This is a genomic window from Kocuria sp. CPCC 205231 (genome assembly GCF_040980965.1).
In the GTDB taxonomy this organism is placed as follows: Bacteria; Actinomycetota; Actinomycetes; order Actinomycetales; family Micrococcaceae; genus Kocuria; species Kocuria rosea.
This window is the reverse complement of the sequence record NZ_JAVKPP010000004.1, coordinates 47114-59247: the sequence shown is the minus strand read 5'-3', so window position 1 is coordinate 59247 and position 12134 is coordinate 47114. Positions and strand designations below refer to the sequence as shown.

Annotated in this window: 12 protein-coding genes; 7 read left to right on the top strand and 5 right to left on the bottom strand. The window is 68.8% G+C overall.

All coding sequences use genetic code 11. The features are described from left to right. The first annotated feature begins 25 nt into the window (after positions 1-25). The 4 genes from RF640_RS04960 to RF640_RS04945 all read left to right on the top strand — a co-directional run bounded on the left by RF640_RS04960 (position 26) and on the right by RF640_RS04945 (position 5136). On the top strand, positions 26-1261 hold the full coding sequence (locus tag RF640_RS04960) for a glycosyltransferase (RefSeq protein WP_368826864.1): 1236 nt from the start codon (positions 26-28) through the stop codon (positions 1259-1261). A 79-nt stretch (positions 1262-1340) separates the two neighbouring features. Beyond that, the gene (gmd, locus tag RF640_RS04955) at positions 1341-2372 is read left to right on the top strand and encodes a GDP-mannose 4,6-dehydratase (RefSeq protein WP_368826862.1); all 1032 of its coding nucleotides are present in this window, start codon (positions 1341-1343) and stop codon (positions 2370-2372) included. Between the two features lie 14 nt (positions 2373-2386). After that, positions 2387-3388, top strand: coding sequence for a GDP-L-fucose synthase family protein (locus tag RF640_RS04950; RefSeq protein ID WP_368826860.1), 1002 nt, complete (start codon positions 2387-2389; stop codon positions 3386-3388). 44 nt (positions 3389-3432) lie between these two features. Beyond that, positions 3433-5136, top strand: a complete 1704-nt coding sequence (locus RF640_RS04945; protein WP_368826858.1) for a polysaccharide biosynthesis tyrosine autokinase — start codon at positions 3433-3435, stop codon at positions 5134-5136. Between the two features lie 83 nt (positions 5137-5219). On the opposite strand, the gene RF640_RS04940 is transcribed toward RF640_RS04945, so the two are convergent. After that, positions 5220-5417, bottom strand: coding sequence for a hypothetical protein (locus tag RF640_RS04940; protein WP_368826857.1), 198 nt, complete (start codon positions 5415-5417; stop codon positions 5220-5222). Positions 5418-5595: 178 nt separating this feature from the next. On the opposite strand from RF640_RS04940, the gene RF640_RS04935 reads away from it, so the two are divergent. Further along, the gene (locus RF640_RS04935) at positions 5596-6867 is read left to right on the top strand and encodes an RNA-guided endonuclease InsQ/TnpB family protein (RefSeq protein ID WP_368826855.1); all 1272 of its coding nucleotides are present in this window, start codon (positions 5596-5598) and stop codon (positions 6865-6867) included. A 199-nt stretch (positions 6868-7066) separates the two neighbouring features. Here RF640_RS04935 and RF640_RS04930 read toward each other — a convergent pair whose 3' ends face one another. Both RF640_RS04930 and RF640_RS04925 read right to left on the bottom strand, forming a co-directional pair. Beyond that, positions 7067-7474 (bottom strand): VOC family protein, encoded by a 408-nt coding sequence (locus RF640_RS04930; RefSeq protein ID WP_368826853.1) that lies wholly within the window; start codon positions 7472-7474, stop codon positions 7067-7069. Further along, positions 7471-7764: an ArsR/SmtB family transcription factor gene (locus RF640_RS04925; protein WP_368826851.1), complete on the bottom strand. Its 294-nt coding sequence runs from the start codon at positions 7762-7764 to the stop codon at positions 7471-7473. The genes RF640_RS04930 and RF640_RS04925 overlap by 4 nt, the downstream gene beginning before the upstream one ends. A 130-nt stretch (positions 7765-7894) precedes the next feature. On the opposite strand from RF640_RS04925, the gene RF640_RS04920 reads away from it, so the two are divergent. Beyond that, a complete protein-coding gene (locus RF640_RS04920) occupies positions 7895-8287 on the top strand; it encodes a helix-turn-helix domain-containing protein (protein WP_368826849.1) in 393 nt (130 codons plus the stop codon). A 25-nt stretch (positions 8288-8312) separates the two neighbouring features. Here the strand turns inward: RF640_RS04920 and RF640_RS04915 are convergent, their stop codons facing one another. Both RF640_RS04915 and RF640_RS04910 read right to left on the bottom strand, forming a co-directional pair. Next, entirely contained in the window at positions 8313-8915 is a 603-nt protein-coding gene (locus RF640_RS04915; protein ID WP_368826847.1) for a ClpP family protease, read from the bottom strand. Continuing rightward, positions 8912-9532, bottom strand: a complete 621-nt coding sequence (locus RF640_RS04910) for a ClpP family protease (RefSeq protein WP_017832348.1) — start codon at positions 9530-9532, stop codon at positions 8912-8914. Before RF640_RS04910 ends, RF640_RS04915 begins: the two co-directional genes overlap by 4 nt. 196 nt (positions 9533-9728) lie before the next feature. Between RF640_RS04910 and RF640_RS04905 the strand changes: the two genes are divergently transcribed. Next, a complete protein-coding gene (locus tag RF640_RS04905; protein ID WP_368826845.1) occupies positions 9729-12119 on the top strand; it encodes an ATP-binding cassette domain-containing protein in 2391 nt (796 codons plus the stop codon). The last annotated feature ends 15 nt before the right edge of the window (positions 12120-12134 follow it).

Below are 12134 nucleotides of genomic sequence, written 5' to 3'. Positions count from 1 at the left end.
CTCCCAGTGTGACGAAAGCATCTCCATGCCCCCTCGTTTGACGATCATCGGCATCAACTACGCTCCCGAGTCGAGCGGCAACGCCCCCTACACCACGGCCCTGGCCGAAGGAATGGCTGAGCTCGGGTGGGACGTCCGGGTCATCACCGGGTTCCCGCACTACCCGCAGTGGCAGGTTTATGACGGCTACGACGGCCGGACGCTGGAAGAGGATCACGGCGGGGTCCACATCCTGCGCCTGCGTCACTACGTACCCGCGGAACCGAAGCTGCTTAATCGGCTCCTGATGGAGGTCCACTTCGGACTCCGCGCCGCGGTGGCGGACTGGGGCCGTCCGGATGTTGTGCTGTTCGTGAATCCGGGGCTGTTTTCATCGGGAGTGGCGGCTCTCCGTGCCAAGCTCGGCCGGCGCCGTCCGGGAACAGCGATCTGGATCCAGGACCTGTACTCCCGTGGGCTCGAGGAGGTGCACACGTCGGCCGCCGCATTGGCTCCCGTCATGCGTAGGGTCGAGGGATTCGTCCTCCGTGCCATGGACCGCGTCATCGTGATCCACGACCGGTTCCGCCGCCACGCGGTCAACGAACTGGGTGTCGCCCCCGAGCGGGCGATCATCCACCGGAACTGGTCCCACATCACCCCGCAGCACGCGATCGACACGGCGTCGGTGCGTGCCCGTCGAGGCTGGTCAGAGGACGAGGTGGTCGTCCTCCACGCCGGCAACATGGGCGTGAAGCAGTACCTCGAGAACGTGGTGGACGCCGCCCGGCTCGCCGATGAGCGGAACTCCCCTGTCCGGTTCGTCCTGCTCGGTGCGGGCAGCCAGTTGCAGCGGCTCAAGGAGATTGCCGCCGGCGTGGAGAGCCTGGAGTTCATCGACCCCTTGCCCGACCAGGAGTACACCGCGGCTCTTGCGGCCGCAGACGTCCTGCTCGTCAACGAGAAGCCCGAGCTCCGGGAGATGTGCGTGCCGAGCAAGCTCACGTCCTACTTCGCCACCGGGCGCCCTGTCCTGGCTGCGGTGGACGACGAGAGCTCGTCCGCCGGCGAGATCGAGTCCTCCGGGGCTGGGCGCGTTGTCCCGTCCGGCGATCCCGCAGGCCTGCTGCAGGCCGCTGAGGAGCTCGGCGGCGACCGGGCTCTGGCCTCGGAGATCGGCGGGCGCGGTCCCGGATACGTCGCCGAGCACCTCGCCGCGGACGCCGCGATGCGCCGGTGGGACGAGGTGCTCCGATCTTTGACGCAACATGTCCGGCTCTGATCACCGGCTTTGCCCATTCATTCACTAGCATAAAGCTGTCCCCTCAACGGCCCACGCCCTCTCCCCCCGAAGGACGATCATGCACGCCACCCCCAAGAAGGCTTTCATCACCGGGATCACCGGTCAGGACGGCTCCTACCTGGCGGAGCTGCTGCTCGCCAAGGGCTACGAGGTCCACGGGCTGATCCGCCGCGCCTCGACCTTCAACACCCACCGGATCGACCACCTCTACACGGACCCGCACGAAGCTGACGCCAAGCTGTTCCTGCACTACGGCGACCTCTCCGACGGCTCCCGGCTGGTGACGCTGATGGCGCAGATCCGCCCGGACGAGGTCTACAACCTCGCCGCCCAGTCCCACGTGAAGGTCTCCTTCGAGGAGCCCGAGCACACCGGGGACACCACCGGCCTGGGTACCGTGCGGCTGCTCGAGGCGATGCGCCTGGCCAACGTGGACGCCCGCTACTACCAGGCCTCCACCAGCGAGCTCTACGGCGCCACCCCGCCCCCGCAGCACGAGGACACCCCCTTCTACCCCCGCTCCCCCTACGGGGCGGCGAAGATCTACTCCTACTGGATCACCAAGAACTACCGCGAGGCCTACGACATGTACGCGGTCAACGGGATCCTCTTCAACCACGAGTCCCCCCGCCGCGGCGAGACCTTCGTGACCCGCAAGATCACCCGGGCTGTGGCCGCGATCAAGGCCGGGCAGCAGGAGAAGCTCTACATGGGCAACCTCCAGGCCATCCGTGACTGGGGCTACGCCGCCGAGTACGTCGAGGGCATGTGGCGGATGCTCCAGGCTGACGAGCCCGAGGACTTCGTGCTCGCCACCGGGCACCCGTGCACGGTGCGGGAGTTCCTGGAGATCTCCTTCGACCACGCCGGCCTGGACTGGCGCGAGCACGTCGAGTTCGACGAGCGCTACCTGCGCCCCACCGAGGTCGACGCCCTGATCGGGGACCCCGCCAAGGCCAAGGACAAGCTCGGCTGGGAAGCCACCGTCAAGGCCCCCGAACTGGCGCGGCTGATGGTCGACGCCGACATCGCCCTGCTCGAGAACGACGCCTGGATCGACACCGTCGACCTGGCCTCCTGGGCCAAGTGACGGAGGACCCCACCATGACAGCAGACACCACCGAGAAGACCGCCGACGCGACCGCCTCGTTCACCCCCGGCCCGCTGGACCGCACCGCCCCGTTCTACGTGGCCGGTCACCGCGGCCTGGTCGGATCCGCCATCTGGCGCCGGCTCCAGGCCGAGGGCTTCACCGGCCTCATCGGCCGCACGTCCTCCGAGCTGGATCTCAAGGACCGCGACGCGGTGTTCACCTTCTTCGCCGAGGCCAAGCCCCGCTACGTGGTGCTGGCCGCGGCTAAGGTCGGCGGGATCCTGGCCAACAACACCTACCCGGTGGACTTCCTCTCGGAGAACCTCCGGATCCAGGTCAACGTCCTCGACGCCGCCCTGGAACACGAGGTGGAGCGGGTCCTGTTCCTGGGGTCCTCCTGCATCTACCCGAAGCTGGCGCCGCAGCCGCTGAAGGAGGAATACCTGCTCACCGGGCATCTCGAGCCCACCAACGACGCCTACGCGATCGCCAAGATCGCCGGGATCCTCCAGATCCAGGCCGTCCGCCGCCAGTACGGGCTGCCCTGGATCTCCGCAATGCCCACCAACCTCTACGGGCCCGGGGACAACTTCTCCCCCACCGGCTCCCACGTCCTGCCGGCCATGATCCGCCGCTACGAAGAAGCCCGCATTACCGGCGCGGAGTCGGTGACCAACTGGGGCACCGGCTCCCCGCTGCGGGAGTTCCTGCACGTCGATGACATGGCCGAGGCCTGCCTGCACCTGCTCGAGCACTACGACGGGGATTCCCACGTCAACGTGGGCACCGGCACCGACGTCACCATCAAGGACCTCGCCGGGCTCGTCGCCGAGGCCGTGGGCTACGAGGGCCGCATCGAGTGGGACACCACCAAGCCCGACGGCACCCCCCGCAAGCTCATGGACGTCTCCAAGCTGGCCGCCGCCGGCTGGACCGCCCGGATCCCGCTCGAAGAGGGCCTCCGGTCCACCGTCGAGTGGTTCCGCGAACACCAGGACGGCATCCGCGAGTGACTTCTACCCCTCCCCCCACCCCCGAGCCGATCCCGAGGAGAACCATGGAGCACCTTGACGCAGAGCGGGAAGCCCCCGCTCTCGATGCACGGGATCTCCTCCGGCTCGTGCGCACGCACTGGCGGGCCATCACGCTGATCACGCTGCTGTGCACTCTGCTGGCGCTCGGCTGGACACTGATCCAGCCGAAGATCTACTCGGCCACCGCGTCCGGCCTGGTCGTCGCCACCGGTGAGCAGGACCTGGCCAGCGCGCTGGCCGGCAACAACCTGGCGCAGTCCAAGGCCGTGTCATACGAGTCGCTGGCCACGTCCCGGCCGGTCGCAGAGTCGGTGATCGACGAACTCGATCTCGACGTCACGCCGGAGGAGGTGCTGCCGCGCATCACCACGGACGTCCCCGTGGACACCCCAGAGCTGCGCATCACCGCCGACGCCGAGGACCCGACGGAGGCGGCCGACCTGGCCAACGCCTGGGTCGTGGCGCTGGCCGGTCAGGTCCAGGAGCTCGAGAGCCAGGGCGACGAGGACGCGATCAACCGCGTGGCCGTCCAGCCGCTGAGCAACGCCTCCCTGCCGCTGGCGCCGTCCTCGCCGAACCTGAAGCTCAACCTGGCCCTCGGCTTCGTGGGCGGTCTCGGGCTGGGTCTGCTCTACGCCTTCGCCCGGTACAAGATGGACCGCCGCATCAAATCGGTCGAGGAGATCCGCGACGGCTTCGGCGTTTCGGTCCTGGGTGTCATCCCCACGGACGACCGGCTGTCCGACCACCGCGCGATCGTCGAGACCGGCATCTCCGCCGGCCGCGGCCACCACGAGTTCGCCGAGGCCCTGCGCGAGCTACGCACCAACCTCAGCTTCGTCTCCGTGGACAACCCGCCGAAGATGATCGTGGTGACCTCGTCCCTGCCGGGTGAGGGCAAGTCCTCGATCACGGCGAACCTGGCGGTGGCCATCGCCTCGACGGGGCGCAACGTCGTCGTCGTGGACGGCGACCTCCGACGCCCGGTGATGACCGATCTCTTCGGGCTCGTGGCCGGCGTGGGCGTCACCGACGTGCTGACCGGGCAGGTGCAGGTGGAGGAAGTCCTCCAGACCTACGACACGTTCCCCAACCTGCAGGTGCTCGGCGCCGGGAAGACCGCGCCGAACCCCACGGAGCTGCTGTCCTCGAAGGCCATGCACACCATGCTGGAGACCCTCGCCGAAGACGCGCTGGTCCTGGTGGACGCTCCCCCGCTGCTGCCGGTCACCGACGCCGCGCTGCTCACGGCCTCCGCCGACGGTGCTCTCATCGTGGCCACCGCCCAGCGGACCACCACGGACGAGCTGTCCAAGGCCCTGGAGAACCTGCACCAGGTTCGCGGTAACGTGCTGGGCGTGGTGCTCAACCGGGTGCCCACCACCGGCGCGGACGCTGGCTATTACGGATACTATGGCAAATCCTATTACGCGAACTCGGACGAGAAGGCGGCGCCGGGAACCGGCGCGCAGCCGGTCGTCCCCGCGCCGGCCGCCCAGCCGTGGGGCACGGCGCTGCGCCCGGAGTCCATCGAGTCCCAAGCGCCTGCCACTCCCCGGAAGCAGCAGGAGCCGACGGCTCCTGCTGCCGAGGACGCGGCGCCCGCGCCGAAGCTCACCGCTCAGGTGCAAACGGATGTCCCGGGCTCTGCCGAGCACGAGACCTTCGGGCTCGAGGCCTGGGGCCGGTCCGGCACCTCCACCGGGTCCACGTCCACGGGGCACTGACCCGGGCCGAACGCCGACCCTAACGTTGAAGGGGCGCCTCCTGCGGGAGGGGCCCCTTCGTCGTTGTCCGGACTGCGCCGGCCCTACGGCCCGGCCGCCTCCGGGTCGTTCAGGTGGGCGATCTGGATCAGGTTGCCGCAGATGTCGTCGAGCACCGCGGTGGTGACCGGGTCCGTCACGGTCGGCTCCTGCACGAAGCGCACGCCCACGGCGGTGCGACGCTCGCGCCAAGCCTGTGTGTCCTCCACGCCGAAACAGTTGAACTGGGTGCTGTCGTCCATCAGTGCTCCTGTGAACGGGTGAGCTCCCGGGTAGTCCGAAAGCTCGAGCAGTAGCGGCGCCCCTCCTCAGTTCGCGGTGAGATGACGGGCGGTCATCGGGACGGTCGGTCATCGGTAGGGCACGCTCAGCCCGTCGGCAGCTCCAGGCGTCCTCCGGGCTATCGATACAGCATTAAAGATGTCTGAGGCCCTGCCTATGGTTTTGAGTGTGTTCAAGCGTTACAGATACCGCGCTTATCCCACTGGGGACCAGGTCAACCGCCTTGCCCGGGTATTCGGTTGCACCCGAGTCGTCTACAACGACGTGATTGCGGCCCGTAAGACCGCCTGGCGCAACGGTGAACCATTTCCCACCGCTGGAGAGCTTTCAAGGCGGCTGCTTACGGAGGCGAAACGCACTCCGCAACGAGCGTGGCTGGCGGAGGTGTCCAGCGTTGCGCTCCAGCAGTCTCTCCGGGATGCAGACAAGGCATATCGGAATTACTTCGCCGCGCTCGCCAAGAAGCAGAAAAACAAAAAGGTCGGGGCTCCAAGGTTCAAGACCAGGCGTGGCAAACAATCTGCCCGCTTCACTGGGAACGCTCTCTTGAAACTGCAGCAATCGTCCGACGGAGTCGGTCACATCAACTTGCAGAAGGTCGGGCGAGTTCGGTTCGCTTCTTCTCGCCCTTTGCCCTCAGCCCCATCATCGGTGACGGTCATCCTGGAGGCCGATGGCCGGTACTTCCTTTCATTCGTGGTGCAAACGCCACGTTCCGCACCTCTGCCCCCAATCGAAAGAGTTGCGGGAGTCGACGTCGGTCTCACTGACCTCGCCGCCATCACCTGCTCGGACGGCTCGCGGGAAAAGGTCGGGAACCCGAAGTGGCTCCGGTTAAAGGAACGGCGACTCGCTCAAGCCCAACGCGCCCTATGCCGCAAACAGAAAGGATCCCACAATCGAGAAAAAGCCCGCCATCGAGTTGCCGTGCTGCACCGGAAGGTGCGCGAGACAAGACTGGATCACCACCACAAGCTCGCTCTCCGACTCGTCCGTGAGAACCAAACGGTCGCCCTGGAGACATTGAGCATTGTCGCTCTGGTTCGGACACGGATGGGCAAGTCTATTCACGACGCCGGGTGGGGCACGCTCCAGCGGCTTGTTGAAGAGAAAGCCATCGCGCACGGGCGCACAGTGGTACGCATCGATCGATGGGAGCCCACCAGCCAGGTATGTTCCGTGTGTGGAGTGAAGGACGGCATCAAGCCTTTACACATTCGCATCTGGACGTGTGAAACGTGCGGCGCGCGGCTGGACCGAGACTACAACGCTGCTGTGAATATCATGGTCGCCGCCGGGCTGGCGGAGACCCTAAACGCCTGTGGAGGGGATGTCAGACGTACGCTCGCGTGCGCAAACCCCAGCGAAGCAGGAACCCACCGAACGGACCGCACACGAGCGGCCGCGTAGGAATCCGCACCCGCCAGGGTGAGGAGGAAGTCAATACGGCTATTACGGTACTACTGCTACTCGATTGCAGACGAACCGCCGATACCGACACCCGACAGGCCACCAGCCGTCGCCGCATTTCGGGCGAAGTGATTTAACTATTGGCAACCAAGGGTCAGCCACCCATGTGCGTTGCGAATATCAGCCAGCGGTCCACTCACTACACGTCATGCGCCTCCGGGTCGTTCAGGTGGGCGATCTGGATGAGGTTGCCGCAGGTGTCGTCGAGCACCGCGGTGGTGACCGGGCCCATCGCGGTCGGCTCCTGCACGAAGCGCACGCCCAGGGCGGTGAGCCGCTCGTACTCGGCTTGCACGTCCTCGACCCCGAAGCTGTTGAACGGGATGCCGTCGGACACCAGCGCCTCCTTGAAGGGATGGACGGCCGGGTGCTCGGAGGGCTCCAGCAGCAGCTGCACGCCGTCCGGGGCCTGGGGTGAGACGACGGTCAGCCACCGGTAGGGGCCGGTCGGCACGTCGACCTTGAGCTGGAAGCCGAGCTTGTCGGTGTAGAACTCCAGGGCCTTCTGCTGGTCGTCCACGAAGACGGAGGCGTAGGTGATGATCACGGCGTGTCCTTCGGCGGGGGCGGCAGGGAGTCCATCCACTGCCGCGCGTCGGTGAGCGGGGAGGTGTCCAGGTGGTGCACCGTGGTGCGCCCCTGGACGGTGGTGGTCACCAGGCCGGCCTCGCGCAGCACGGCCAGGTGCTTGGTCACGGCCTGGCGGGTCATGGCCAGGCCGTGGTCGTTGATGAGCCGCACGGTGAGCTCGAAGAGGCTCTGGTCATCCCGCGCGGCGAGCTCCTCGAGGAGGACCCGCCGCGCGGGATGGGCCAGGGCCTGGAACACGATGTCCACGCCACCAGGTTAGGCAACCAATTGGTTGCCGGTCAATAGGCTGCGTGCTCCCCGACCTGACGCCCACGGCGTCGTCTGCTCACAGCAGAGCGGCGGCGCTCTCGGCCCGGGGCGGATCTACCATGAGCCCATGAGCAGCGTGGTCCGCCCCACATCCGTTTCGTCGCCGGCCTATCTCCCGTCACCCGCGCCGAGGGAGCGTGCCGCGCCGCGGGCGCCCGTGGACCCGCTGTGGCGGTCCGTGCTGGGGATGTTCCTGCGCCGCCACCGCCTGGCGCAGGGGCTGACGCTGGCGCAGGTGGCCCGCGTCTCCGGGGTCTCCACGCAGTACCTCTCCGAGATCGAGCGCGGGGTGAAGGACCCCTCCTCGGAGATCATCGCCGCGGTGGTCGGTGCCCTGGGGCTGAACCTGGTCGATCTCACCGAGGGGACCACCGGGGTGCTGCTCGACAGCGCCCCGACCGCCCGTGCCGTGCCGGGCGGTCCGGTCTGCCTGGCCGGGCCGGTGGCCCTGGCCGTCTGAGCGCTCTCCCCTGGTCCAGCCCGTCTCACCGGGCCCGGACCTCGCGCGGGGTCACGACCCGGTCGGCCACCCCGTAGGCCACCGCCTCCTCGGCGGTGAGCACCAGGTCCCGGTCGGTGTCCGCCCGGATCTGCTCCGGGGTGCGCCCGGTGTGCCGGGCGAGCACCTGCTCCAGCTGCTCCCGGGTGCGGGCGATCTCCTCGGCCTCGAGGATGAGGTCCGGGATGGTACCCTGGCCCTGCGCGGCCGGCTGGTGCAGCACCACCCGGGCATGGGGCAGCACCGAGCGCCGCCCCGGGGCGCCGGCCGCCAGCAGCACCGCCGCGGCCGAGGCCGCCTGGCCCACGCAGGTGGTCTCCACGGGCGCGGCCACGTGCTGCATGGCGTCGTAGACGGCGAGCATCGCCGTGGTGGAGCCGCCCGGGGAGTTGATGTAGAAGCCGATCGGCTGATCGGAGCCGTAGGAGTCCAGGTAGAGCAGCTGGGCGATCAGGACGTTGGCGACGCCGTCGTCGATCTCGGTGCCGAGGTAGACGATCCGCTCCACCAGCAGCCGGCTGAAGACGTCCATGCTGCGCTCACCGTTCGGTGTGCGTTCGACGACGTAGGGCACGGCGTAGCCGCTCATGACCCCACCCCCGCGGCGGCCGTGGTGGCGGAGCGGGGCCGCACGTCGTCGAGCCCGGCGATGACCCGGTCCACGAAGCCGTAGGCGAGGGCCTCCTCGGCGGTGAACCAGCGGTCCCGCTGGGAGTCGGCCACGATCCGCTCGAGCGGCTGACCGGTGTGCTCGGCGATGAGCCCGAGCACGGTGTCCCGGGTGTGGCGCAGGTCCTCGGCCTGGATGGCGATGTCCACTGCCGTGCCGCCGATCCCGGCCGAGCCCTGGTGCAGCAGGATCCGGGCGTGCGGCAGGGCGCTGCGCTTGCCGGGGGTGCCGGCCGAGAGCAGGAACTGCCCAGCGCTGCAGGCCAGCCCCATGGCCAGGGTGGACACGTCGTTGGGGATGATCCGCATGACGTCCATGATCGCGAGCATGGCCGGGACGGAGCCGCCCGGGGAGTTGATCCAGAGGCTGATGTCCCGGCGCGGGTCCTGGGCGGAGAGCAGCAGCAGCTGCGTGCACAGCCGGTTGCCGGTGGCCTGGTCCAGCTCGGCGCCCAGCACGATGATGCGCTGCTCCAGCAGTCGGGAGGCGAGCTCGTCGTCGATCGGGGTTCTGGGTGGTGCGGTGGTGGTGTTCATGGGCCCAGCGTGGACCCGGGCTCCCTCGAGCGGAACCCGTTTCTGCTGTGCGCGGCTCCGCCCTGAGCGGCTCCGCTGTCGGCGGCGCCGAATCCTCGAGCGGCGGGCGGGCCGGACGTAAGCTCGGAACCGGTCGGATCGAACCGGGCCGCGTCGTCGGGAGTCCTGACGCCGGCGCCCCAGGGATGGAGACACGATGAGCACACCCCCGAGCCAGGACCCGCACTCCCCTGCGCCGCACGTGGCCGACAGCCACGACCTGATCCGCGTCCAGGGTGCGCGCGAGAACAACCTCCGGAACATCAGCGTGGAGCTCCCGAAGCGCCGGCTCACCGTGTTCACCGGCATCTCAGGCTCCGGCAAGAGCTCCCTGGTGTTCGGCACGATCGCCGCGGAGTCGCAGCGGCTGATCAACGAGACCTACAGCACCTTCGTGCAGGGCTTCATGCCCACGCAGGCCCGGCCCGACGTCGACGTCCTCGACGGGCTCACCACCGCGATCATCGTGGACCAGGAACGGATGGGCGCCAACGTCCGCTCCACCGTGGGCACCGCCACCGACGCGGACGCGATGCTGCGGATCCTCTTCAGCCGCCTCGGGCAACCCCACATCGGCACGGCGAAGGCGTTCTCCTTCAACGTCGCCTCGATCAGCGGCGCGGGTGCGGTGACCATGGAGCGCGGCGGGAAGACCGTCAAGGAGCGGCGCAGCTTCTCCATCACCGGCGGCATGTGCCCGCGCTGCGAAGGCATGGGTCAGGTCAACGACTTCGACCTGACCCAGCTCTACGACGACTCCAAATCCCTCAACGAGGGCGCGCTGACGATCCCCGGCTACAGCGCGGACGGCTGGTACGGCCGGATCTACGGCGGCTCCGGGTTCCTCGACCCGGACAAGCCGATCCGCGACTACACCGAGACCGAGCTGCACGACCTGCTCCACCGGGAGCCGACCAAGATCAAGGTCGACAACATCAACCTCACCTACGAGGGCCTGATCCCCCGGATGCAGAAGTCCTTCCTGTCCAAGGACGTGGCCGCGCTGCAACCGCACATCCGCGCCTTCGTGGAGCGGGCCGTGACGTTCACCGCGTGCCCCGAGTGCGGCGGCACCCGGCTCAGCGCGGCCGCCCGCTCCTCCAAGATCCGGGGGATCAACATCGCCGACGCCTGCGCGATGCAGATCAGCGACCTCGCCGCGTGGGTGCGCGACCTGCACGAGCCGTCCGTGGCACCGCTGCTCACCGCCCTCGGCGAGACCCTCGACTCCTTCGTGGAGATCGGGCTCGGCTACCTCTCGCTGAGCCGGTCCTCGGGCACGCTCTCCGGCGGCGAGGCCCAGCGCACCAAGATGATCCGCCACCTCGGCTCCTCGCTCACCGACGTCACCTACGTCTTCGACGAGCCGACCATCGGACTCCACCCGCACGACATCCAGCGGATGAACGGGCTCCTGCTGCGGCTGCGGGACAAGGGCAACACCGTGCTGGTCGTCGAGCACAAGCCGGAGACCATCGCGATCGCCGACCACGTGGTCGACCTCGGCCCCGGCGCCGGCACCGCCGGCGGCACCGTCTGCTACGAGGGCACCGTGGCCGGACTGCGCGCCGGGGACACCCTCACCGGGCGGCACCTGGACGACCGCGCCGCCCTGAAGACCACTGTGCGCACCCCCACCGGAGTCCTGGAGGTGCGCGGCGCCGACACCCACAACCTGCGGTCCGTCGACGTCGACATCCCGCTCGGTGTGCTCACGGTGCTGACCGGGGTGGCCGGCTCCGGCAAGAGCTCGCTGATCACCGGCTCGGTGCTCGGGCGGGAGGACGTGGTCTCGATCGACCAGGGCGCCATCCGCGGCTCCCGCCGCAGCAACCCGGCCACCTACACGGGACTGCTGGACCCGATCCGCAAGGCCTTCGCCAAGGCCAACGGGGTGAAGCCGGCGCTGTTCAGCGCCAACTCGGAGGGCGCCTGCCCGGCCTGCAACGGCGCCGGCGTCATCTACACCGACCTGGTGATGATGGCCGGGGTGGCCACCACGTGCGAGGAGTGCGAGGGCAGGCGGTTCCAGGCCGCGGTACTCGAGTACACCCTGGGCGGGCGGAACATCGCCGACGTGCTCGCCATGCCGGTCGAGGAGGCCGAGGAGTTCTTCGGCGCCGGCGACGCGCGCACCCCGGCCGCCCACGCGATCCTGCACCGGCTCGCCGACGTGGGACTGGGCTATGTGAGCCTCGGCCAGCCGCTCACCACGCTCTCCGGCGGCGAGCGCCAGCGGCTCAAGCTGGCCACCCACCTGGGCAAGAAGGGCGGCGTCTACGTCCTCGACGAGCCGACCACAGGTCTGCACCTCGCCGACGTGCAGCAGCTGCTCGGCCTGCTCGACCGGCTGGTCGACTCCGGCAAGTCGGTCATCGTCATCGAGCACCACCAGGCGGTCATGGCCCACGCGGACCGGATCATCGACCTCGGCCCCGGCGCCGGCCACGACGGCGGCCGGATCGTCTTCGAGGGCACCCCCGCCGAGCTCGTCGCCGCCCGCTCCACGCTCACGGGCGAGCACCTCGCGGCCTACGTGGGCGCCTGAGCGGAGCGTTCCAGC